The organism is Chthonomonas sp. (assembly GCA_016788115.1).
Taxonomy (GTDB): Bacteria; Armatimonadota; Fimbriimonadia; order Fimbriimonadales; family Fimbriimonadaceae; genus UBA2391.
On record JAEURR010000009.1, the window covers coordinates 88839 to 111918 of the forward strand.

Sequence of the window (23080 nt, forward strand, 5' to 3'; positions counted from 1 at the left end):
TGTCTTTACTTAGACTTCCATCAACTCGGCTTCTTTTTTCTTTTGTGCGCCGTGAGCTTCTTCGACCATCTTATCTGTGAGCTTCTGGATTTTCGTCTCGAAGCTCTTCAAGTCGTCCTCGCTCAGATGCTGGTCCTTCTGCTGCTTCTTCGCGTGCTCGTTCGCATCACGACGCACGTTGCGGATGGCAATGATGGCCTGTTCCGCGCGGGCGTTCACCTGCTTTACCAATTCCTTGCGGCGCTCTTCGGTCATCTGCGGAAAGTTCAATCGGATGCCAGCGCTGTCCGACGTCGGAGTGATGCCCAAATCGCTCTTGAGGATCGCCTTCTCGATAACCGGAATCATGTTCTTCTCGTACGGCGAAATCAACAACTGCCGCGGATCGGGCGTAGAGACGCTCGCGATCTGGTTGATTGGCGTCTCGGTACCGTAGTACTCCACGTGGACTCGCTCAAGCACGAGCGGGCTCGCGCGTCCCGTGCGAATGGTCGAAAAGTCATGTACCATGACCTCAATTGCGTGCTTCATTCGCCGCTCGGCGTCGCTGAAAAATTCTTCCATGGCTATTTACTCTCCGTCTACGAGGGTACCCACCGGTTCGCCCATAAGCGCCTGGCGGATCGATCCTTCTTGATTCAAGTCTAACACGATGATGGGCATCGAGTTCTCGCGGCACAGCGTGAAGGCGGTCTGATCCATGACGGCAAGTCGTTTAGCAAGTACTTCGGTGTATCCAACCGTCGAATATCGCACGGCATCGTCATGCTTGCGCGGATCCTTGTCATAGATTCCATCGACCTTGGTGGCCTTGATCAGCACGTCCGCCCCGATCTCCAGGGCCCGGAGGGCGGACGCCGTATCCGTACTGAAGAACGGGTTCCCCGTTCCAGCGGCAAAGACAACGACCCGCCCCTTTTCCAGGTGGCGTACCGCCCTGCGCTTGATGAACGACTCCGCGACCTGGTTGACCGCGATCGCGCTCTGTACACGCACGGCTACTCCGAGTCGCTCAATCGCAGATTGGAGGGCCAAAGCGTTGATCACGGTGCCCATCATCCCCATTTGGTCGGCAGATGTCCGGTCGATCTGACCCTTCTCGCTGAAGATGCCACCGCGGATGATGTTGCCACCTCCCACGACGACGGCGGTCTGGACCCCGAGGTTGTGGGCACTGACGATTTCGGCAGCCACGTCATTCAGGGTTGCCGGGTCGATGCCGGTTTCGCCAGCCCCTGCCAGCGCCTCCCCACTGATCTTCAATAGAACTCGTCGATAGCGGGGTTCGCTGGTAGGAGTGCTCATCGCTGGCAAGTGTATCTTAACTTAGGGCAGAGTCGCGAGGCGGTACAGGATGTGGGCGTAGATTCGACTCATTTTGAACAGCGATTCCACGGCGCAGCGCTCGTCGGTCTGGTGCGCCTCACCGTCTCCCAGCCAACCGGTTCCGATGGCCACCGCGTTCGGGACGGCTCGGGCATAAGTCCCTCCACCCATGACACCAGGCTTGCGCGAGGTGTCGCCGGTCTCCTCAACGTAAACCTCACAAACCGTCTTGACGAGTGGATGATCAAGTGGGAAGTACAAAGGCGTGCTGTCAGTGGTGCTGACCAGTTCCGCACCCAGCGCGAGCGTCGCCAAATGGGTCCGAGTCTTTGCGAAGAGGTCTTCGCCCTTCCAAGTGACCGGGTATCGGATGTTAAAGAGCATGTCGATGGCCGTCTCCTCGGTCGTGACCACGCCGAGATTACAGGTCAGGTAGCTGATGTCGTCGCGGCCATCAATGCCGAGGCCTTCGCCACCCAAATAGGTGAGCTCGAACATCTCCACAAAGGCCTCTTGCACGCTCAGCGGGGCGATGTCCATGAGGAACCGCAGAATTCGAATGATCGCATTGTCACCGCCGAACGGCCACGAACCGTGCGCAGCCTTGCCAACGGCATCGATGGAGAGTACGTCACCGTCCCAGCGGGTCGCAATGTTGCGGTCCCAGCCGTCGGCGATTTTCGCTTCGACGTGCGCTCGCGCACCCGCAGAAACCCGTACCTTCGCGGTGCCCGAGTCGATCACGATGTTCGGACGCTGACCCCCGGTGAGCTCAAGGAGCTCCATGTCTCCGCGAATCTTCGGAACGCGGACAACAAGGCTCGTGATCCCCTTTTCGGCATGGATCAGGGGCCAACCCGCATCTGGAGCGATGCCGAACGTCGGAGACTCCTCGGTGCGGGTGTAGCGGTGGATGCACTCGAAACCGCTCTCCTCGTCGCAACCGAAGACGATCCGGATGCGTGAACCGATCTCGGGGAAAGAAACTTGCAGCGCACGAGCGGCATAGAACGCGGCCATTGTAGGCCCCTTGTCGTCGGTCGCACCGCGCGCGTACACGTAGCCCTCGTGGATCGTCGCATCGAAGGGCTCAAACTTCCATCCGGGGCCTACTGGGACCACATCCAGGTGACCAAAGACTCCGACCATGCGCTCACCGGACCCGAACTCCGCGAATCCGCAGAAGCCTTCAAGGTCCGTCGTCTTCATCCCCCACTCGTTGGCTTTGGCGAGCGCGAAATCGAGTGCGTCACGGTTAGCTCGGCCAAACGGAGCATTGGGCTCAGCGGGCCCTTCGATGCTAGGAAACCGGAGCATTGTCTGGTAGTCAGCGAGGAGCTCAGACTCGTGTTCCTTGAGCCATGCATGTAGTTTGGTTACCACCGGATCGGTCATGCCCGAAGAATACCGAAAGGTCAGCGCGCGCGAATGCGGGCGGCAAGATCGGTTGCCCGCAGCTCGATGCTGAGCGATCCCGACTGCAACCGGACGGTTAGCTCGATCGGGGTCAGGGTCACATCCCAGACGGTGCCGTCCCGCTCCTCGAATGAGAGGAGGTCGCCCTTGGCCCCGATGGACAGCAACTCGGCAAGTTCGATCCTCCGCTTACGGAGGGTCCCTCCGAGGCTCAGTCGGGTTGTACCGACGAGTAGGGTCCCTGTGCGGTTCTCCCAAACGGCCGGTCCTCGCCAGAGGGCCTCGTCCTCGCGAGAGGAAATCTGAAGCAGGCCCGACCGATATTCGGCCCGGGCACGATCCCGCATCGCTTCGTCGAGCTCTGCTTCGTTCCCGACCAGAGGCAAGCCATGAGCAATACGATGCCAGTCTTCGAGCGCAAACTCGGCGTCAACATGTCTCCGCAGACGCTCGTGATTCGACCGCACCAACGCGAGCACATCCCCCTCAAAGTCGAACTCCGTGGGGCACAGCGAGCAGACTAGGCCGGCGTTTCCGCTCGTTTTGCCGACGCCCACCCAACGCATCGACTCTGGGTCGAGCTTCACGCTTTGGTACATCTGGCCGATATGGTAGGGGTCTTCGTGGGCGGTGAGCAGCGTCGTTGCCCCCGTCTCGACGAAGTAGTCCGCGCCGCATTGGTCGCACTCTGCATTCCCCTGGCCGGGTTCATACCCGCTGGCGACCATGGCCCATTCGTCCGGATAGAGCTCGTGGAAGCCATCGCGGGTCACTTTGGGCGCGCACTGTCTCCAACGTCCGTCCGGCAGATGATCGAACTGGCCGCTACAAGAATCGCATCGCTCCAGGACAGCCGACCGTCCTGCCGCGATCACCCACTCGGACCAGGGTGCGACGGCGTCGTGCCCGTCTTTCACAATCCCATCGCGGGTCTGAATCCACGCGACCGCACACGTGTCGCACGTCCAGCGTTTCTTTAGGAGTCCTGTGCGCCGCAGAGGGCCGCCTTGGCATGCAGGGCAGTAGGGCGGCTCACCCTCGAAACGCAGCGTCCTGAGGTATCCCGTCTTGCAACTGGGGCACAAGCGCTGATAGATCTTCCGAACTCGGACAGTCCCGCGCCGGCACACGAAGCACTGGCCAACCTTTAGCGGTTTGGGTTGCTCCAGGACGCCGGGGCAGGCTGGACACGCTCGCTTGCCGGGCCGGAGTGATCGGAGAAGCATGGCGCGTCGGTCGAGCTCTTCCAGGCTCAGTGCGTCATCGTCGAAACTCGCGCCTCCGAGTAGATCCAGCCACTCGGCGACCGTGCCCGGCCGCTGGTCGAACTTGACTGCGAGGCCTGAGCGGATGGCTTGGATGAGCCGGTTGGGTGCATCGACAGTCTCCAGCCCGTCTTCGTCGAGCGGCGTGCCGTTCACTCGTTCTGTTGCCGCGGGCGGCGCAACTCCCAACAGCATGTGATACAGGGTCGCGCAGAGCCCGTACAGGTCAGTTGCCGGTCCGTGTCGCCCTCGCTCGCTCAGTTGTTCGAGCGGAGCGTAGTTGGGCGTAAAGAACACGGTCCGATCTTGCGTCTCGCCCGCATGAAATTCGCGGGCTGCGCCGAAGTCAATGAGGACCACTTCGCCCGCGGGGGTCAGCAGCAGGTTCGACGGCTTGATATCGCGGTGGAGCACCGATAACGCGTGCAGCGGACTGAGAATCGCACACGCCTTTCGACCAAACTCCTCGACCGCATCAGCTCGGAACTGGTGGTTGGAGGTCAGCAGCGCGGCCAAGCTTCGAACCCCTTCGATGTAGTCCGAAACAAAGTAGGCCGTGCCGTTTTCATTGAATGCGTCGCGCACTCGGGGGACGCCTCGGATGTTGAGGCTGCGCACGGTCTTCGCTTCGCGAAGGAACTGCTGCCGGAGGCGCTGGGCGGCGGTCGAGCCAACGCCCGAGAAATCAAGTTGCCCATCGGGTTGCCGCTGGCAGGCGGTAGGGGCCATCTCTTTGATTGCGCAAGAGTCGCCACGTGCGGTGTCCCGCGCCAGGTAAGTAATGCCAAAGCTGCCTTGTCCCAACACTCGCACGACCTCGTAGCGCGAGTTCAGTAAGGTTCCTCCTGGCAAGGGCTCGGGGCCGCGCATTCTTTCATCTTGACGCCCCGCGCACGGGAAAGTGCGCAACGCTCCGGGGCGAGAGACGTAAAATCAGAGAGACTATGACGAGCCTGCTCTTAGCCGCCGCGCTGAGCCCGTTTGCCTACGGGTTCTCGCCGACCGTCCCCTTGGAATACAAGATGGCGGTGCAGTTCGATGGCTTCCTCCCCATTTTCGGCGGGAACGAAGGCAAGGTGGAGGTGGCGATGACGGTGCCAGTGACGGTCCTGAAGTCCGACAAGGCAGAAGAGTTCAAGGTACAGAGCGAAATCAGCGCCGCGGAAATCAAGTTCAATGACGCGCCCCTCCCGCTCGGCGTGGAGTCGGTGCAGGGCTACTTTCCCAAAACGACCATCACGACTTCGCCGCTGGGCAAGACACTGACAACCGACGCGCCCAACGTCAACGTTCCCATCAAACTTCCCGGACTCGACGTCAAGCGGTTCCCCGAGTTGACGTACATCCCGGTGGAGTTCTCTCCCGAGTCAAAGAAGGTTGGAGAATCGTGGACGTATTCTCGGGACTTCGGGGGCAGTGACGTAACCTACAAGTGTACGGTCGAGTCCGCAACCGCGGACAAGGTCGTGATCGTCATCAGCGTGGGTCAGACTTACACGGTCCTCGAAGACGACTCGCTCCAGAGTGTAAAAGACAAGGCGGAAGCCGTCAACGAAGTAACGACCCGAGTGGAAGGATCCGGCAAGGCGACGTTCGACCCCAAGCTGGGGGTTTTCCGCGCAGTCAAGGTCACTGCGGTAGCCTCGAGCGCCGGGACAGTTCTGAAGACAGGAACCAAGTTCTCTCGAAAGCTCACCACGACTCTGGATGTCCAGCTTTCGAAACCTGCGGCCAAAGGCACCGAGGAGGTGCCAGACCGATCGGGAGAAGTGACTTGGTGGGACCGAGCACGCGGAGCTTATGAAGGGGCGCAAGTTGCCGTGAAGCCTGCGCTCCAATCCACGACCGCGTATTTGCGGACTTGGTCGCTCAAGCTTCTGCAACAGCTCTTTGGAGGTACCCGATGAAATTTTGGATCACACTTTGCACGTCGTGCCTGGCGCTCGCCGGTTGCGGCGAGGTCGCGGTGGATACGAAGCCGCTGGCCGACGCTCAACACAAGATTGAGCAGGCCAAAGAGGAAGCGGGAGCCATGACCGAGAAGGTCAAGCAGTTCCAAGCCGACGTGGGGCGCTGGAAGAGTGAAGGCGACCGTTTGGCGGCGCAGCTTTCCTCGGCGCAGGCAACGGCGCAAGATGGCTGGGCGTTTGTTCACTCTTCGGTCGCGTCTGCAGACGAGAAGGTCCAGGCCACCGCCGCTCCAGTTCTTGCCGCGCTCGCAAAGCAGAGCCCGGAATCAGCTGCTCAGGTCAAAGCCACGGTGGAAGAGAAGTTGAAGACGGCCACCGGGGCGGCCAAGACGATGTGGGAGAATCTTCTGAAGTCCTTGGAATCGGCCAACGCGAAGTGAGTCGCAGCTAGTTCAGTCGTCGGTTGTCGCGCTGCCTACCGGTGAGGGCAGGGCGAGGTTCGGGAGAACCTCTTCCAGAAACTCGGCCAGCGATTGGGCCATGAAGTGCGGGTTCAGTTCGCGGAACAGATCTGGATTCTCGTTCACCGCCCGTCCGCCGAGACCGATCAGGAACCGCTTCTGGATGTCCGAAGCGCGAAGCTTTTGAATGAGGTCTTGGCAGTGCGGGAAGCCATCAATCCTGGCGCAGGAGATCATGATCACATCGGGTTTGTGTTCACGGCTTGCGCTGATGAAAGACTCGGCCGGCACGTTAGCTCCCAAGTAGATGGTTCGCCACCCGTGCATGCGCAGCATGTCGCTGAGCATTCGGATTCCGATTGCGTGCTGGTTTTCTGGGACACAACCCAGGACGGCCACACGCGCACCATCGCGAAGCGGGCTGGCGAACTGCATCAGCTGGGTCATCATCCGCTCGGTGATCGCGCTGGCAAGGTGCTCCTCGGCAACATCGACGGCCTGAACTTCATACCATCGCCCGACGTGTTGCATGCTTGTGGCCAGAACCTCGCTGTAGATACGGCTGAGGTCAACCCCCTGGCGATTCAGGCGGTGGATGAGAGCGGAACAGCGCTCTTCGTTGCCGTGGACTGCGAGCTTGGCAAACTCAACCGCGACCTCGTGCAGCGGAAACGGCTCTTCGGCGAGCTCTGCTTCGCGGCTGAGGAGAATCTGGAGCGAATTGGCGATGTCGCCGCTGGCGAGTGAGTAATAAACCTGGCGACCGAGCTTGGTCGCGCGGACGAACCCCTTGGCTCGCATTTTTGCCAGGTGATTGCTGATATTTGGCTGTTTAAGCCCCGTCGTCGAAACGAGCTCCGAGACATTGCGGGGGCCGTTGTGCAACTCCGCGAGCAGCACGCGCTTGGAAGGTTCGGCAATCTCTCGAATAAGGTCTTTCACTCGATGCAGTCCTCAGGATGTATCACTCGACAGTGATAACAGCATCTACGGGAGAGTATACGGTGATATTTCAGACTTCCCGCAAGAATATTCATATTCGTGCGTACCGGTGTTCAGCCGCGGGCATGTGAGCCAGGTAGTACAATAGCGGAGATTCACTAGGAGAACTATCGAACGATGCTGTTTGAACTTTGCCCAGAAGAGGCCTCATTTATTGGTCGGGTCCGAAACTTTGTTGCCGAAGAGGTCTTGCCCGTCACGCGCGAATGGGAAAAGAATGCAGGCTTTGACCCGGCCATTTGGAATCGACTGGGCGCGCTCGGTCTTCTGAGCATGACGCTGGAGAAAGAGAAAGGCGGCATGGGGCTCTCGTGCGCCGCTTACGTGGAAGCGTGCCGGGAACTCGCCAAAGGCGACCCCGCGCTGTCGATGAATATCGCCGCGATCAATGCCCTTTGCGTCGGCCACATCGCGACCTTCGGGACAAAGGAGCAGCAAGACAAGTATTTGCCCGGGATCGTCAAGGGCGACATCAAGCTCGCGTGGGGATTGACCGAGCCCGACGCAGGCAGTGATGCCCGGCGAGTTCGGACGGTCGCGAATCCGATCGCCGATCGGCCTGGCTTCTACCACTTGAACGGTCAGAAGATGTTCATCACGAACGGTGGCAACGCCAATCTGATCGTCATGGTCGCGCGCACCAGCGAGACTGAACTTTCGGCCTTCCTCATGGAGACCGATCAACCAGGCTTCACGCTCGAAGAACGGATCCACACGGTTGGCGTCAGCGCTTCGAACACTGTACGTTTTTCGCTCAAGGACGCCGTCGCATGGCACACGCCCTGTTCGTTCGAGCAGGCGATTTCGCTGCTTTATCGTGGTCGTTTGGGCATCGCCGCCATGGCTGTGGGGATCGCCGAGAAGGCTCAGGAACTGGCGATCGAATACTCCAAGCAGCGCGAGCAGTTCAACCGACGGCTTTGCGATATGCAGAGCGTGCAGAACATGCTGGCGGACGGCGAAGTGGACCTTGAGGCCGCACGTCTGCTTCTTCACAAGGGCGCGATGATGTTTGATCGTGGTGAGAACGTCGTGAAGATCTCCTCGATCGCCAAGCTCTTCGCGAGCGAAGCGGCGAATCGCATCACCAACCGCGCAATCCAAATTCACGGTGGCCGAGGCATGACGCAGATGTTTCTGGTCGAGAAGCTGTGGCGAGATGCCAAGCTCACCGAGATCGGTGAAGGGTGCAGCGAAATCCAGCGTCTGGTCATCAGCAAGACCGTCTTGAAGTAGAGTCACCGGAACTTTTGCGCCGTTCAACATCATAGGACTTATAGGGAACACACCGCACCATGTCGATTGCATCCATCATTCTCACCACCGCCATTTTGTCGCAGACCGCGCCGCCGGTCGCCGGACCTGAGGTCGCTCCCAAGCCGGCCGAGAAGGTCACGCTTGAGCGGGTGTATCCCCAGGGTAAGCGGCTGACTTACAAGCTCGTGAGCAAGCTGTTCAGCGAGGAACGCGACTACTCGATGGACACGTTCATGCCTGAGGTCTCGGGTACCGAGTACACGTTCATGATCGATGTGCTGCAGCGCAAGCCCGATGGGATCGCGACGGTCCTCTACCGCCGACCGACGATCACGGCAGTCGTGGGTGAGACCGCGCTCAGCGATGAAAGGCGGGTGAACGTCAAGCTGGATTGGATCCTGCGAATGACGGTTTCGCCCGTGAACGAAGTGCTCGGGATGGTGGACGAGACCCCCAAGAAGCCGGAGCCTAAAAAGAAGCCAGAGGAATCAACACCCGAGAGTAGCGAGTGGATTCGGTCCACGTCGGCAGCGTCCGCAGTTCAGCCGGAGTTGATCGTCTACTTTGCACCGTACATTTCGGAAATCTATCGTCTGGCGTCGTTCACCGGCAGCTTCGACAGTTCCCTCGATCTCGCGCCGAGCTTCCCGTTTGACCCCGTCTCCGTCGGGGAGACTTGGAAGAAGACCGTGGGTTATTCTCCGCAACCGCTGCGAGGGTCAAAGAAGGCCGCCATGCAGAGGCTGGACTACAACTACACCTACAGGGGCATGACCACATTCGAAGGGAAGTCGTACCAGTGGGTCACGGCGGAACTCAAAGTGAATTCGGACATCGCTGGCTTCTTCAAGGGCCAGTTCAGCAATGGCGACGAGATCCCCATTACTAAGGTCCCGTTAAAATTGAATGCCAATGTGGACTTCTACTTGGACCCAGTGACTCTCTCACCGATAAAGACCCGCGCTCGCTCTGAGGGTGAGTGGGCCATGTGGTCGACCTTGACACCGGGTCAGGCGTCGGCTGAAGGTCGGCTGAAGGGCGACACCACCCTTGACTTCGTCTCGGCAACCGCGATTCCTGCTGCCAAGCCATCGAAACCAGCTTCCAAGCCCAAGCGCAAGTAATTTGCGCGGCGAATTGGGGAGCGATACCGTCTTTACGGGCGGGTCACTCCCCTTTTCTATGCGTGCCCGACGAACACTCTATCTACACTTGGCGATAGGATTTGCCGCCAGTGCGAGCATCGTGGCTTTATGGCTAACACCGTCGGGCGGGGTCGTCTCACCGCTTCTACTAGCATTTCTAGCAGGGTGCATGATTGCGTCGGAGCTCATCCCGATTCACCTCAGCCGCTGGAACCTGCGCATCACCGTGACCCTTCCATTTCTCGCGGCTCTGTCGGCCACGGCGGGTCCGCTCACTGCAATTGCGATCGACTTTCTGGCCTTCAGCATCGCCGCCATCGGATTCTGGTTAGTCCAGCGCCATCGGATCCACACCAGTCAGTTCTTCTTGAACGCGCTCGTGAGCGCGACGAGCGCTGGCGTGGCGGGCCTTGTTCAGGTGGCGGCTTCGGGCGGGGCTGGAGGCTCGATCATGAGCGAAGTGACGGTTTTTGGCGCAATCTACTCATTGACCAACATTTTGCTGGTGGCGGTAGCGCAGGGCGAGTCGTGGCGGGACGTCCGTGGACTGGTGACTCGCGACGCGGTTTCGATGGTCGCAGCGGTCGGGCTGCTTTTACTTTTGGGACTCGGCGTGGCGGCGGCGATCGAGACGGGAGCGAACTTCCTCCTGCCGTTCATGCTTATTCCGGTCCTGATGCTTCGGGCCGCTATGGACCTGAAAGCGCGCAGCATCGATCACACCTTTGAGACCGTCATCGCGCTAATGCTCATGCTGCAGCGTGCGCATCCGTACTCCCACGGGCACCTGGAGCGCGTCGCTTCACTCGCCGAGAAAGTCGCGCTCAAACTGGGTCTCTCAGCGCGGCGCGCACATCAAGTCCGCGAGGCGGCGATCCTCCACGACATCGGAAAGATTGCGATCGACGAGCAAGTCTTAGAGAAGCCCGGCAAGCTCACAGAGGAGGAGTTTGAGCATGTCAAGAAGCACGCTGAGTATGGAGCGCTGATTCTCGGGGAATGCGATCATTTCCTCCCGTTGGTGCCGTGGATCCGTAGCCACCACGAACGTCCGGACGGCGGAGGTTATCCCCAGCGATTGCCCGATGCAGAGATCCCCATTGAAAGCAAAATCATCGCTGTGACGGACGCGTTTGACGCCATGGTTGGTGGGGGCATGCCCGGTGAGAAGCGTAGCTACCGCGACCCGATGGACCTGCAAGGCGCCCTTGCTGAGCTAGATCGTTGCGCGGGCACCCAGTTCGATCGCCGTGTCGTGATTGCGTTTCGAGATGTGCTGTTGGGAGGTGAAGCATGATCGTCAGCGTCGTGTTGGGGCTGTGCGTGCTGAGCGTCCTTGGTTTGGGTTGGTACATCCGAATTGGCCTTCCTCGCGAACTGGACGAACGGTACCGATCGTCGTTCGCTGCCCTCAATCGCGCATTGGAACTGCGGTTCCCGCAGTACGTCGACATGACCACCCAGGTCACCGAGCTTGCGCTGGCTTTGGGGGCAGAGATGAAGCTGTCCAAGCGCGACTTGCAGGCGCTGGAGTGGTCGGCAGCGTTGCGCGATCTAGGCTTGTGCTCGGTGCCGTACGTCCTGATCAACGAAAAGAACCCGGCGCAGTGGTCCGACTCCGAGACGGCGTCTTTCGAGCGGCACGCAGAGGTCGGGGCAAGCCTGCTAGACCTGGTTCCGAATCTGAGTTACCTTGCGCCGATCGTCCGACATCACCACACCCCGTACCGGCAGATGAAGGATGCGCCGGTGCAGAGCCGGATTTTGAACGTCGTCACGGGCTACCTGATGCAAGAGCGCGCGGCAGGGAGTGTCTTCGCCCGAGATCACATCGCAAGCCAACAGGGGCAGCTTTACGACCCTGCCGTGGTGCGAGCGTTGCAAGCGGTACTATCCGAGCACTATGTCGGAACAGCCCGAGACCTCGCCCTCAGTTAGCCAGTGGCTGCGGTGGATCGGGCCGGCGGTCTTTGCTGTCGCGCTACTCATCCGCTTGATGGGAATCCAGTGGGGGTTGCCTGACGCCACCAAGCAGTTCAGCCTGCATCCTGATGAACCGATCATCCTCGCGTACGCGCGGCAGATCAACCTCGCCGAAGGGAAGCTGGATCCTGGCTTCTACAATTATGGAACGCTTTATCTCACGACGCTGAACTTCGCGAGCAAGGTGGTTGCTGCATACGCCGCACCGGACGCGACCGACCGCAACGCACACCTAGCCGGGCGCGTGATCAGCGCACTCGCCGGCGCAGGTCTGGCCTGGCTGGTGGTGGTGGCACTGCGACGCATGGGTGTGGGTGCCATCGGTGCCGCTGTTGGAGGCCTCAGTATTGCGTTTTCTCCGGCCCTGGTTGTCCATTCCCGGTTCCAAACGGTGGATATGCTCGCCGTCTTTTTGCTCATGGCCGGACTCGTCTATGCGCTCAGATGGTGCTATCCAATCGACGGCATCGACCCGTCTCCGAACCGAACGGCAGTGTGGGCTGGGCTGCTCGTTGGGCTCAGCGCGGGGACCAAGTACACCGGAATATTGGGGCTGCTGGCGCTGGGGCTCATGGCTTGGACGCTCGCTCCAACGGTCCGGTGGAAGACCCTCGGAACGGCGCTGGCGACGTGCATGGCGGGCTTCTTCATCGGCACTCCCGGGTTGATCCTCAACTTTTCGAAGTTCAAGGTGGACTTCAAGTACGAGATGGCCCACACCAGCACCGGCCACGGTCTCGTCTTCATGGCCACCCCGAGCGGCTTCGAGATGCACTTCACCAACCTTCTGATGGGATTGGGCGGGATCGCGGTACTCATGGGCGGGGCCGGACTGATCTGGATGTGCATCAAGCGAGTACCGGGGGCGCTAGCGCTCGTGCTCTTCGGACTCGCTTACTACATCCTCATCGGCCGAGCCGAAGTCAAGTTCATGCGGTATGTCTTTCCGCTCATTCCGCTGCTGAGCATAGGGCTCGGTTGGCTCGTGCATCATGCCCATGTCGCGGGTGGGAAGCTCCGAGTCACCTTGGTCCCGCTCAGCTTCCTCGCTCTGGCGGGGTTCGGTTCTGGGGGACTTGCAGGTGCGGCGGCCGAGACGGTGTGGATGCAGGGCGAGGACCCGCGAGACGCAGCAGCAGGTCTCTTGCGCAAGGAAGGAGTAGGGAAGACCGTGGGGATCGTTTCGGATGCCTGGTTCTACACGCCGACTTTGTGGCCAACCTCCGCCGCACCAAGGCCGATCCCCTTCGCGAGTCGATTGGAGTTTCAAAGCCAAACGAACAATCCCAAGGTTGTGCAGTACATCCCTCCCGACGGGCTTGACGCCCGCAAGCCTTGGGCCCCCGAACTCATCGATGAAGTCGCCCCCGATTTCATCGTGATCAGCAGTTTCGAGCTGGAGGACGTCGAGCGGATTTGGAACGCTGGCATTGATAAGAGTCCTGAGGCCGAGTGGAATCGGGCCGAGCGGTTCATGAAGCGGCTCGCCGAGCAGTACACGCCTTACCGAGTGTTTGGCCCGGCGAAGCCGTCGGTGCACGACATGGAGTACACCCATCCCACGGTGCGGATTTGGAAGCGAACGAAGACCTAAACCTCGTCATCGAGGAGTTTCTGGACGAGTTTCGCCACGAGAGGGGGGTGAGCGAGAACACCATCCTCGCGTACCGCAACGACCTGACCATCGCTGCGCAACTGTTCGAGACGGCGGGTCTGGAGCGGTGGGCCGATTTGGATGCAGCGAGGATCTTGCAGTTCGAGCGGTCGCTCGGTGCGCCGCTCGCCCCAACCACGGCCGCCCGCCGCCTGAGCGCGCTCCGCTCGCTGCTAAAGTACCTCCAGCGACGTCGCGGGATCGCCATCGAGATGCCCGAGACTGGCCAGCGGAAAAACCGTCGACCGGTGCCCAAAGCACTCAGCGTGGACGACTGCAACCGACTCTTGGAGTCCGCCGATCTTTCGACCCCGAGCGGTTTGCGCGATCGAGCTCTACTCGAACTCCTGTACGGCGCGGGGCTGCGAATATCGGAAGCCGTGACGCTTCCGATCAGCGCAATTGACCGCGAAAGCGTGACCCTAAGAGTTCACGGTAAGCGAAACAAGACGCGGCTGATTCCGATCCCAGGGGAGACGCTGGAGTGGATCGAGCGGTACCTGCGCGATGCCCGTCCGCGTCTCGTGAAAAAGCCCCGCGAGGAGGTACTGCTTAGCGATCGTGGGTTGCAAATGCGCCGCACAACCGCATTTGCTAATCTTGAGCGGCTCAGCGTGCGGGCGGGACTTCCCCCGGTTTCGCCGCATGACCTACGTCATACCTACGCGGTGCACCTGTTGAAAGGCGGAGCCGATCTGCGCGCCGTGCAAGAGTTGCTCGGGCACGAGTCGATCTCGACGACGCAGATCTACACGCAACTTGATATGGACGAGGTCCGGCGCAAATACGCCAAGGCTCACCCTCGACCTTAAAACTGATGCGCGCGGAGAATTGGGAATTCCGTCTTGCCCGATTCGAGCATCATCTCGATGTACACCTCGCACATGCCGCACCCTTGGGCACAGCCGAATCGCTCGCGGGCGTCATCCACGCTCTCAATCTTTTCCGCCTTGAGGGCCTTGAAACTGATTCCGGCGCACAGACACATCTTGACCGGGCACGGATCGACCATAGTGCACTCTACGCGATCCAGTCAGGGTAGGTCAGCATTAGGAAAAACATCGAGGGTGAAATCGCTGACCTCGCCGCCAGCCAATCTGACGGATCCCGCAAGTGCGATCATGGCGGCGTTGTCGGTGCAGTAGATCGGCTCCGGAGTCGCGAACACGACCCCGGCGCGCTCGGCTTCGCGGCGTAGAGTCTCCCGTAGAGGTGTATTCGCAGCGACCCCGCCGACGAGCGTGAGCGCGCTCAACGATTCCTGCTCACAGGCGCGGACCGCTTTGGTCACGAGTGCGTCAACCACGGCCGCTTGCAGCGAGGCAGCAAGATCGGCCGGGTTGAGCCGGTCGCCTTCGGTCTGTACCGTGCGCATCACCGCTGTTTTGAGCCCACTAAAGCTGAAGTTGAACGGCTGGTTGGGGACACCCCGGGGAAGTCGGTACCGCCTCGGATCGCCCTGGCGTGCGCACTCTTCGACGGCGCGCCCCCCGGGATAGCCCAGTCCGAGCAAACGAGCGCACTTGTCGAACGCTTCGCCCGCGGCATCATCCAGCGTTTGACCGAGTAGCGTCTGCTTGCCCGGCGCGTTCACCCGAACAAGCTCGGTATGACCTCCGCTGGCGATGAGGCAGAGGTGGGGGAACGGGAAGTCGGGGGAAGTCAGGTAGGGGCTGAGAATGTGTCCTTCGAGGTGGTGTATGCCGATGAGAGGCACTGCGAGGCCAAACGAGAGAGCCTTGGCAGCCGAGACTCCGACGGAGAGAGCTCCTATCAAACCTGGGCGATTGGTCACCGCAATGGCTCTGACTTCTGCCAGTGAAAGCTTGGCTTGCTCTAGGCACTCGGCCAGTCCCGGCAGCAGCGCTTCCACGTGAGCGCGCGCGGCCGCTTCGGGTACGACCCCGCCCCACTTGGCGTGCATGTCCACCTGACTCGCAATGTGCAACCCACGTACCCGGGTGCCTTCCAGGAGCGCAAGAGAGGTTTCGTCGCAGCTCGATTCGATGCCGAGGACAACACCAGGGTAGGTTGAAATCAACTGGGCGTCTCCCAATGGCCTAGACCATGGAGCCACATGACAATCGCATTCTCCCGGTTGTCGGGATAGTAACCCTTGCGCACGGCTGCCTGGCGGAACCCCAGTTTTTCGTACATCGCGATGGCGGCCGTGTTGCTGGCCCGTACTTCGAGGGTCGAGCAGGTCATTCCGGCATCGCACGCAGTCTCCAACAGTGCCACCATCAGCCGTTCGCCAATGCCAAGCCGGCGATGGTTAGGGTCAACCGCGATGGTGGTGACATGAGCTTCGTCGACGACGTGCCAGCAACCGCCGTAGGCTACGAGCTTGCCATCGAGCAGCGCGACCAAGAACGACGAGGCAGCCTGATCGAGTTCATTCTTGAACGATTGCTCGGACCACGCTGCCCCATTCACGCGCTGCTCGATTTCCAAGATCGCGGGAATGTGCTCGGTCAGAAGCCGCGTAAACCGTATCGTCTTGAGATCAGGCTTCATCTCAGCCGCCCAGATACGCCTCTTTGACCTTCGGATTCGTAAGCAAAGCCTTGCCAGTGTCGCTGAGGACCACCGATCCCGTCTCAAGCACGTAGGCGCGGTGGGCGATCTCCAAGGCGCGGTGGGCGTTCTGCTCGACGAGCAATACTGTGGTGCCCTCTTTGTTGATGTCCAAAACGATGCGGAAGATCTCCGCGACGAGGTTCGGAGCGAGTCCAAGACTGGGTTCGTCCAGCAAGAGCATCTTGGGGCGCGACATGAGCGCTCTGCCAATGGCAAGCATTTGCTGTTCGCCACCGCTCAGGGTGCCCGCGCTCTGGCGGAGCCGTTCGCGGATGCGGGGAAAGCGAACCATGACTGCGTCCATATCCTTCTCGGTCTCATCATCGGTGCGGATGAACGCGCCAAGCTGGAGGTTTTCGAGAACCGTCATGTTGGTGAAGATGCGCCGACCCTCGGGAGAGTGACCGATGCCGCGCTTGACGATCGCGTCCGCGTCCTCGCCAATCAGGGGCTGATCCATGAATTGGATCGAACCTGACCGCGCACGAATCATGCCGCTGATCGATCGGAGGAGCGTGCTCTTACCCGCGCCGTTGGATCCAATGATGCTGACGATCTCGCCCGCATTGACGTCGAGATTGACACTCTTCAGCGCGTGGATGGCTCCGTAATAGACGTTCAGATCCCGGACGGTCAGCATGATGTCGCGTCAGAGGGTACCCGGTCTAACCTCCGTCGACTTCCAACGCATTGATCACCAGCTGATCGAGGTCTTGCGCGATAGTCTGAACGTCAAGGTCGGCGGCGTTGGCCATCACCACGATACCAAGCCCGCTCGGCATGCGACGGTAGAAACAAGTGACGCCGGCATCGGATCCGCCTTCGCTTCCGAGCGTAGTACCGTCCTCGTCGGTGTAGACCGTGAGGCCCAGTCCCGATGCGGTGAGCACGCCGTTGAGCGACACGGGACGGCAAGCGATCTTCCACGTCGCGACTTTCAGCAGACTCTGCTTCACAATGGCCGCGTCGAACTTCAGAAGATCGTCGGCGGTAGCGGAGAGGTGATATCCAGCGAAGGGGTAGTACGCGCTGAGGTGCGGTTCGACGGGAGTGAATCCTGACGAGCTTGCTTCGTAGCCTCGTGCATTACCGTCGCGCTTCCCATAAGCTGCGCTGTTCATGCCCAGCGGTTTCAGCACGAGGGTCCTCACGGCGTCCTCAAAAGTGCGATTGCTGCCGCGCCTAAGTGCTTCGGTGAGCAGGAGCCCGTTGGTCGAGCTGGTCTCATCCTTGGGAACCAGAGACTTGGGCCGCACAGCCTTCCAGATCGAATCGAAGTTTGCGTCAGGCTCCAGATAGGTCTCATCAGCGAAGAAATCGTCCACGCCGCAGGACCTCGAGAGCACGTTGCGAAGGGTGAGCGGCGACGCAAACTCCAAAGGGGCGTCGAGCTTCATCCGTCCTTGATCGACGGCAGCCAGCGCTGCAGTCGATGCGAACATAAACGACAACTCGCCAAGGGCGAACGGGGTTTCTCTGGTCATCGGCTTGCGCGTCGAGACATCGGCGACACCCGCGGTGGCCGACAGAAGCGGTTTTCCGTCTTTGGCGATGGCGACGACGACGCCCGGGGCTTGGCGAGTCTGGATAATGTCGTCCAGATAACTCTGTACGTCTTCGCGCAAAGATTGTCCATGGGAGATCAATACTAGGCAAGTGGCTACGGTGACCACGCAAATCTTCTTGAACATCACATTTCAGACGCACGGTCGTGCCGGAAAGTGTAGTCTTACGGCTAGATGGACTGCTGTATCGTCATTCCGAGTCGGATGGACTCGACTCGATTTCCCGGGAAGCCCCTCGTGGACCTGCAGGGCAAGCCGATGGTCCAGTGGGTCTGGGAGGCGGCCATGTCAAGCGGAGTGGCCGAGCGCGTGGTCGTCGCAACACCCGACGACGCGATTCTTAAGGCTTGCGCAAATTTCGGAGCCGAGGCGATTCGCACCCGGGCCGATCATCCGAGCGGCACTGACCGACTTGCGGAAGTTTCTCACGCGGTCCATGCGGAGGTGTACGTCAACGTTCAAGGTGACGAGCCATTGATCAGTCCCGAGACTATCAAGACGTGCGCACAACCGCTTTTGCGGGATGCCACCATCGCCATGGGGAGCATCTACACCCGGTGCGCGCACCAAGACGTGGACAACCCAGCAGTGGTGAAGGTCGTTACCGATCAGAATGGGTTCGCTCTGTACTTCAGTCGCCACGCCATACCCTTCGCCAGGAATCCGCGCCCCCTCGAAGTCAAGAAGCACGTGGGCATTTATGCGTATCGTAAGCTGGCGCTTCAGTCGTTCGCGGCGTGGCCCGTTTCCCCACTTGAGTTTGCGGAGGGCTTGGAGCAATTGCGGTTCCTTGAGAATGGCGTCCGAATCATGATGTCCGAGGGGGCCGCAAGCGAGTTAGCGATCGACACGCCCGAGCAAGCGGCAGAAGTGCGGAAGATCCTCGCCGGGCGACGTCGCCGTTCGGGCTAAAATAACGAGCACATGAATACCGTCGATCTCACCATCACTGCGCGTCAAGAAGCTGTTAGCCGACCTTGGCTGTGGCAGCTCGGCCAGGAGTTCCGCGTCCAGGTGAACATCGTGAAGGCGAATGTGGACACCGACTACGGTTGGGTTCATGTGCAGTTGACCGGTCCGATTGAGGAGATCCATCGCGCGACCGCATGGCTGATGACTACCGGGCTGCACATCGAAGCCCAGCAGCGCGCCGTCGGTGCATGAGTCAACTCTTCTCGACCATGCCCGAGGACTTTGACGAGTTCTGGGCTGAGGTCGCGCACGAAGCCCAAAGTGTGCGGCTGGACTATCATCGCTCTCTGCGCAAGGACTTTCCGCTCGATGGTTTCGTCGTCGAGCGTCTTGAGTTCACAAGTGTAGGAAACCGCCGCATTTCGGGATGGTTTGCTTACCCCGAGGGGGCGCGTCGCCTCCCCGGATTCGTTTGGATTCCGCCGTATGGGCGCGAGTCGCTGTTACCGAACTCATACGGCACGCGCGAGGGGTTCACGTCGCTCAGCTTCAACCTTCATGGAGAAGACGCCTTTCACCAGGAGAAATACGTTCCCGCGCGGGGTTACTTCGCCGAGGGAGCAGGCTCGCCCCAGACTTTTGTGTTCAAGACGCTCGTCCAGCACGTGATGGTTGGAGCGCGTGTGCTTCAGGCTCAGATCGAGACGGATGAGGACAAAGTTGCGGCGATGGGAATGAGCCAAGGCGCTGGGCTCGCCATCTGGGCAGGTGCACATTCGCCGGTGATCAAAGCGGTCGCGGCCGACATGCCGTTCTTGGGGTCAATGACGACCGCGCTTGGTCGCAACGCGTACCGGTATCCGCTGAAGGAACTTGTCGACTTCATGGAAAGGGAACCGCTCGGGCCCGAAAAAGTTCGGCACACCCTTAGCTACTTCGACACGGTACACCAGGCGTCGCGATGCAAAGTCCCCACGCTCGTCTCGGCGGGGCTCAAGGATCCCTCGGTACGTCCGGAGACGGTCGAGGCCATCGTGGCAGCACTGCCCGGTGAGCATCGTCACGTAATTTACGATTGGGGGCACGACTGGCACCCGGAGATGATCGGCAACAACCGAGATTGGCTTTTAGCGCATCTCTAGTATCCTAAGCGCATGCGAACCCTATCGATTTGCATCGCTGCATTGCTCGCAAGCATGGCCGCCGCCCAGACTGAGAAGGTCATCACCTGGATGGCGGCGCTGCAGCCGGACAAGAAAGACGCCAATGTGCTCCACCTGTACGTTCGCGGTGAGATTGCCCGCGGTTGGCACATCTACGGCATGGAGTCCAGCCCGGACGTGCCTTATCCGACTTCGTTCGTCGTGAAAGCTCCGAGCCTGAAGCTGGGCAAGTCGGCTGCCTCGGAAGCGAGCTTGGAGTACGACGGCACAGTCGGCAAGGAGTTGCCTCTCTTCACTGACGAGGTGATCTTCAGAACTCCAATCACCCTGCGCAAGGATAAGAGGCCGTCGGACGTTACGATTGAGATCAGCTACCAAGCGTGCGACGGCCAGAAGTGCCTGCGCCCGACCAACGATGTCGTGAAATACCGGCTGACGTGGGATGCGAAGAAGTCCGTTTGGACGCTGGTCCCCGAAAAGAAGAAAGTGGCGAAGTAGCTGGGACCCTTAGAGGATCCCAGCAATGATTGTGCGGCTGCGCTCGTCCATCTTCGACACGTCGGGTAACTCGAACTTGTTGCCGTCCACGTCGGTGAGCAGGAGGTGGTTCTCTTCCAGCCATTGCACGTTCTCCTGGAGGCTTTGCGTGATGAACTCGCGTACTCCGCGGTCGGTTTCTACCGTCCAGTAAGTCGCTCCCCATTCGCCCTTGGCATCGACGACCCGGTAAATCGTCGCCGTCAAGTAGCGCCGGCGGAGCTCTTCCCGCACTGCCGCGAGCGATTCGGGAGTCAGCGATTCTGGATCGGCCACGGTCGCGATCTCCTGGTCCTTGCCGTCGAGCATGGCCAAGAACCGGTTCGGATGCGTCAGGGGAGACGCCCATACGGGCTTGACCGTAGGGTAACTCCGGTCTTCAATGGTGAGCCGGAGTCGATCCTCGGGATGGTAGAAGAGATTCAGGGTCTTTGGTTGTTTCATTACGCGCCCTCCGTTTCACTGTAAGCAAGGCCAAGGATTTCTTGAACCGCGGATTGGGTCTGCACTAGGTTGTAGAAGACCCCTTTCCTTTCCATGAGCTCCTCGTGGGTGCCGATCTCGGCAATTTCACCGCGTTCGAGCACAACCAGACGATCCGCGTTGCGCAGCGTCGAGAGACGGTGGGCGATGGCGAAGGTTGTTCGCCCGGCCACCAAGTGCGTGATTGCCTCTTGGATTTGTTTCTCGGTTTCGACGTCCACGCTGCTTGTCGCCTCATCCAAGATGAGGATGCGAGGATTGTGGAGAATCGCACGCGCGATGCTCACGCGCTGACGCTCGCCTCCGGATAGCTTTGAACCTCGTTCGCCTACCATCGTGTCGTAGCCATCGGCCTTCGCGAGGATGAAGCTATGCGCGTTGGCTGCGCGCGCGGCTTCAATAATCTCGTCGAGGCTCGCTCCGGCCTTGCCGTAAGCGATGTTCTCCGCGATGGTCCCGTTGAACAGGAACGGCTCTTGCAAGACGATACCGATCTGCTCGCGTAGATCTTGGAGCGCAAACTCCCGGTAGTCCTTGCCGTCAATCAGGATCGACCCGGAGTCGGGTTCGTAGAATCGGCAGATCAGGTTGATCGTGGTGGACTTGCCTGCGCCGCTCTTTCCAACGAGGCCGATCATTTCACCCGGCTTGGCGGTGAACGTGATCCCCTTGAGCACAGGATTCGACTTGTCGTATCCGAACCGGACGTTCTGGAACTGGACTTCGCCCTCTATGTACTGGCGCGCGACCTCATGCCGGTAACTCTCCCGTTCCATGTCGATGACCTCGAAGATCCGGTCTGCGCCAGCCATCGCCCGGCTGAACCAGTTGTTGACCGCTGCGAACCACTGGATCGGACCGTAGACGAGCTCGAGATACGCGACGGATGACCAGAATTGGCCCAGCGTGAGCTTCTGCGCGTACACCATGTAGCCGCCGACTGTCCAGCAGATGATCTTGCCAAGGCCGGTGCAGAACATCATCGCGCCGAAGATCGTAAACCACCGCGTATCGGCCCGCACGCCCGCGTCGCGAAGCTCATTGTTGCGCTGTTGGAACTTGGAGTACTCCCGATCCTCCTTCGCAAACGCCTTGACGACTCGGATCCCCTGGAGCGACTCATTCAGGTGGACATAGAACCGGGCCCACTTTTGGCCGACGCGGTGGAACATCTGCGACATCGGCCGCCAAAAGATCACACCGATCAGGATGATGACGGGGACGGGCGCAAGGATCGCAAGACCCAAGGTCAGGTTCGTGCTCAGCAGGAATACTGACACGCCGATGAGCGTGAGGCCATTCAGGAGAAAGTAGGGCATACCCTCCACGAGGAATCCCCACACGCGGTCGGTGTCACTCGTGACGCGGCTAGCGATCGCTCCGACTTGCTTCTTGTCAAAGAACGTGATCTGCAAGAACTCGATCGCGCGGTAGACCGTCGCTCGAATGTCTGCCGCGATGCATCCGGCAAGCTTTGCATTCAGACGGTCGCGGGTGATGTTGATGACGTTGCCCGCGATGACCACGAGTAGCCATATCCCGACCATCTGATACAGGAACGGCAGGTTCCGGTGGGTACGGAAGACTTCGTCAATCAGTGCGCCTTGGATCTTGGGTGGTCCCAAGTTCACGATTGTCGTGCCGAAAGACAGCAGGGCCAACCCCACGGCCTGCTTCTTGTACGGCTTCATAAACTGGGCGACGCGGAGCATCGTCCGACCGCGGTTCACGCAGCTCGGGCACACGCCGTCCTTTTCTGGCAGAAGCCGGTTGCACTTGGCGCAACGAGTGCGTTCCCGCTTGAGGTTTATGAGAAGCGGCTCGCCCTGTGCAAGTTGCTCGATACCACGCGCAGCCTCGCTGAACCGAGCTGCCAGCGAGTTCGAATAGGTGATGATGGGGAGGATCTGCCCGAGCTTCGTTTTGACTTCCAACCGACCGCCACCCACGAGGGGTTCGTTCCGTGCGCTGGCGATGTCCGCCATGTCGATCCGCTCAAGCTGGGTACCGTCGCTGCCCAATACCGAAACGCCCAGCGCCGTGACGACTAGGGTTCGGTGACCAAAGTTGCCGTCGGCATCGAAGTCCGCGTCAAGCTCAATGAGGCGCTCTGCGAGGACATCGAGGACGGCGGAACGTTGTTCAGGTTCCTTACTATTTTCTGTTGAGAGTTCCATGCAATTCCTTTATGAAGGTGGACGCGCGCGTCCACAAAGACGGGTGCAACAATCAACCGCCAGAGATAGCGCGGCCCAGAAAGCTGCAGAGATAGATTAGGGGCTGACATAGATAGACACGATGCGCCTCCCAAGTTGGAGGTCCACGAGTTTCGCGGTGTCTAATGTGGTTGTGGTGTCAGCGTAATCGGTTCATGATCATTCAGATCACCTAGGGCGCGTATCGCCCTGTCCCTATCGGGGT

At 60.1% G+C, this 23080-nt stretch carries 24 protein-coding genes; 12 read left to right on the top strand and 12 right to left on the bottom strand.

Going from position 1 to position 23080, the window contains the following annotated elements; all coding sequences use genetic code 11:
• Positions 1–9: 9 nt before the first annotated feature.
• The 4 genes from frr to JNM85_11185 are packed head-to-tail and all read right to left on the bottom strand — an operon-like array spanning position 10 to position 4814.
• Positions 10–564, bottom strand: coding sequence for a ribosome recycling factor (frr, locus tag JNM85_11170; protein ID MBL8088615.1), 555 nt, complete (start codon positions 562–564; stop codon positions 10–12).
• Between the two features lie 6 nt (positions 565–570).
• Positions 571–1305 carry a UMP kinase gene (locus tag JNM85_11175; protein ID MBL8088616.1) on the bottom strand — a complete coding sequence of 245 codons (735 nt, stop codon included), beginning with the start codon at positions 1303–1305 and terminating at the stop codon, positions 571–573.
• 21 nt (positions 1306–1326) lie between these two features.
• Positions 1327–2721 carry a Sapep family Mn(2+)-dependent dipeptidase gene (locus JNM85_11180; protein MBL8088617.1) on the bottom strand — a complete coding sequence of 465 codons (1395 nt, stop codon included), beginning with the start codon at positions 2719–2721 and terminating at the stop codon, positions 1327–1329.
• Between the two features lie 20 nt (positions 2722–2741).
• Entirely contained in the window at positions 2742–4814 is a 2073-nt protein-coding gene (locus JNM85_11185) for a serine/threonine protein kinase (GenBank protein ID MBL8088618.1), read from the bottom strand.
• A gap of 137 nt (positions 4815–4951) precedes the next feature.
• Here JNM85_11185 and JNM85_11190 point away from each other — a divergent pair, with 137 nt between their 5' ends.
• Together JNM85_11190 and JNM85_11195 are read left to right on the top strand one after the other, a co-directional pair.
• Positions 4952–5914 carry a hypothetical protein gene (locus tag JNM85_11190; protein ID MBL8088619.1) on the top strand — a complete coding sequence of 321 codons (963 nt, stop codon included), beginning with the start codon at positions 4952–4954 and terminating at the stop codon, positions 5912–5914.
• Entirely contained in the window at positions 5911–6357 is a 447-nt protein-coding gene (locus JNM85_11195; GenBank protein ID MBL8088620.1) for a hypothetical protein, read from the top strand. The genes JNM85_11190 and JNM85_11195 overlap by 4 nt, the downstream gene beginning before the upstream one ends.
• Positions 6358–6369: 12 nt before the next feature.
• Here the strand turns inward: JNM85_11195 and JNM85_11200 are convergent, their stop codons facing one another.
• A complete protein-coding gene (locus tag JNM85_11200) occupies positions 6370–7320 on the bottom strand; it encodes a metalloregulator ArsR/SmtB family transcription factor (GenBank protein ID MBL8088621.1) in 951 nt (316 codons plus the stop codon).
• 177 nt (positions 7321–7497) lie between these two features.
• On the opposite strand from JNM85_11200, the gene JNM85_11205 reads away from it, so the two are divergent.
• The 6 genes from JNM85_11205 to JNM85_11230 all read left to right on the top strand — a co-directional run bounded on the left by JNM85_11205 (position 7498) and on the right by JNM85_11230 (position 14231).
• Positions 7498–8616, top strand: coding sequence for an acyl-CoA dehydrogenase family protein (locus JNM85_11205; GenBank protein MBL8088622.1), 1119 nt, complete (start codon positions 7498–7500; stop codon positions 8614–8616).
• A gap of 59 nt (positions 8617–8675) precedes the next feature.
• A complete protein-coding gene (locus JNM85_11210) occupies positions 8676–9761 on the top strand; it encodes a hypothetical protein (protein ID MBL8088623.1) in 1086 nt (361 codons plus the stop codon).
• 190 nt (positions 9762–9951) lie between these two features.
• Positions 9952–11079 carry an HD domain-containing protein gene (locus tag JNM85_11215; protein MBL8088624.1) on the top strand — a complete coding sequence of 376 codons (1128 nt, stop codon included), beginning with the start codon at positions 9952–9954 and terminating at the stop codon, positions 11077–11079.
• Positions 11076–11720 carry a hypothetical protein gene (locus tag JNM85_11220; GenBank protein ID MBL8088625.1) on the top strand — a complete coding sequence of 215 codons (645 nt, stop codon included), beginning with the start codon at positions 11076–11078 and terminating at the stop codon, positions 11718–11720. Before JNM85_11215 ends, JNM85_11220 begins: the two co-directional genes overlap by 4 nt.
• Positions 11686–13359, top strand: a complete 1674-nt coding sequence (locus tag JNM85_11225; GenBank protein MBL8088626.1) for a phospholipid carrier-dependent glycosyltransferase — start codon at positions 11686–11688, stop codon at positions 13357–13359. The genes JNM85_11220 and JNM85_11225 overlap by 35 nt, the downstream gene beginning before the upstream one ends.
• The gene (locus JNM85_11230; GenBank protein ID MBL8088627.1) at positions 13338–14231 is read left to right on the top strand and encodes a tyrosine recombinase; all 894 of its coding nucleotides are present in this window, start codon (positions 13338–13340) and stop codon (positions 14229–14231) included. Before JNM85_11225 ends, JNM85_11230 begins: the two co-directional genes overlap by 22 nt.
• Here JNM85_11230 and JNM85_11235 read toward each other — a convergent pair.
• From JNM85_11235 to JNM85_11255, 5 genes are read right to left on the bottom strand one after another with little or no spacing between them, the layout of a single operon-like run.
• Entirely contained in the window at positions 14228–14431 is a 204-nt protein-coding gene (locus tag JNM85_11235; protein MBL8088628.1) for a hypothetical protein, read from the bottom strand. The genes JNM85_11230 and JNM85_11235 overlap by 4 nt on opposite strands.
• A gap of 21 nt (positions 14432–14452) precedes the next feature.
• Positions 14453–15460: a tRNA (adenosine(37)-N6)-threonylcarbamoyltransferase complex transferase subunit TsaD gene (tsaD, locus tag JNM85_11240; protein MBL8088629.1), complete on the bottom strand. Its 1008-nt coding sequence runs from the start codon at positions 15458–15460 to the stop codon at positions 14453–14455.
• Complete coding sequence (gene rimI / locus JNM85_11245; protein ID MBL8088630.1) at positions 15457–15936, bottom strand: ribosomal protein S18-alanine N-acetyltransferase; 480 nt, start codon at positions 15934–15936, stop codon at positions 15457–15459. The genes tsaD and rimI overlap by 4 nt, the downstream gene beginning before the upstream one ends.
• A 1-nt stretch (position 15937) precedes the next feature.
• The gene (locus tag JNM85_11250; protein MBL8088631.1) at positions 15938–16639 is read right to left on the bottom strand and encodes an ABC transporter ATP-binding protein; all 702 of its coding nucleotides are present in this window, start codon (positions 16637–16639) and stop codon (positions 15938–15940) included.
• A gap of 25 nt (positions 16640–16664) precedes the next feature.
• Positions 16665–17624 (bottom strand): beta-lactamase family protein, encoded by a 960-nt coding sequence (locus tag JNM85_11255; GenBank protein MBL8088632.1) that lies wholly within the window; start codon positions 17622–17624, stop codon positions 16665–16667.
• Positions 17625–17738: 114 nt separating this feature from the next.
• Here JNM85_11255 and kdsB point away from each other — a divergent pair, with 114 nt between their 5' ends.
• The 4 genes from kdsB to JNM85_11275 are packed head-to-tail and all read left to right on the top strand — an operon-like array spanning position 17739 to position 20137.
• Positions 17739–18476, top strand: a complete 738-nt coding sequence (gene kdsB, locus JNM85_11260) for a 3-deoxy-manno-octulosonate cytidylyltransferase (protein MBL8088633.1) — start codon at positions 17739–17741, stop codon at positions 18474–18476.
• Between the two features lie 12 nt (positions 18477–18488).
• Positions 18489–18728 (top strand): NIL domain-containing protein, encoded by a 240-nt coding sequence (locus JNM85_11265; protein ID MBL8088634.1) that lies wholly within the window; start codon positions 18489–18491, stop codon positions 18726–18728.
• Positions 18725–19618 (top strand): acetylxylan esterase, encoded by an 894-nt coding sequence (locus JNM85_11270; GenBank protein ID MBL8088635.1) that lies wholly within the window; start codon positions 18725–18727, stop codon positions 19616–19618. Before JNM85_11265 ends, JNM85_11270 begins: the two co-directional genes overlap by 4 nt.
• Before the next feature lie 12 nt (positions 19619–19630).
• Complete coding sequence (locus JNM85_11275; protein MBL8088636.1) at positions 19631–20137, top strand: hypothetical protein; 507 nt, start codon at positions 19631–19633, stop codon at positions 20135–20137.
• Between the two features lie 9 nt (positions 20138–20146).
• Here JNM85_11275 and JNM85_11280 read toward each other — a convergent pair whose 3' ends face one another.
• A complete protein-coding gene (locus JNM85_11280; protein ID MBL8088637.1) occupies positions 20147–20620 on the bottom strand; it encodes a DUF1854 domain-containing protein in 474 nt (157 codons plus the stop codon).
• A complete protein-coding gene (locus JNM85_11285; GenBank protein ID MBL8088638.1) occupies positions 20620–22836 on the bottom strand; it encodes an ABC transporter ATP-binding protein in 2217 nt (738 codons plus the stop codon). The genes JNM85_11280 and JNM85_11285 overlap by 1 nt, the downstream gene beginning before the upstream one ends.
• Between the last annotated feature and the right edge of the window lie 244 nt (positions 22837–23080).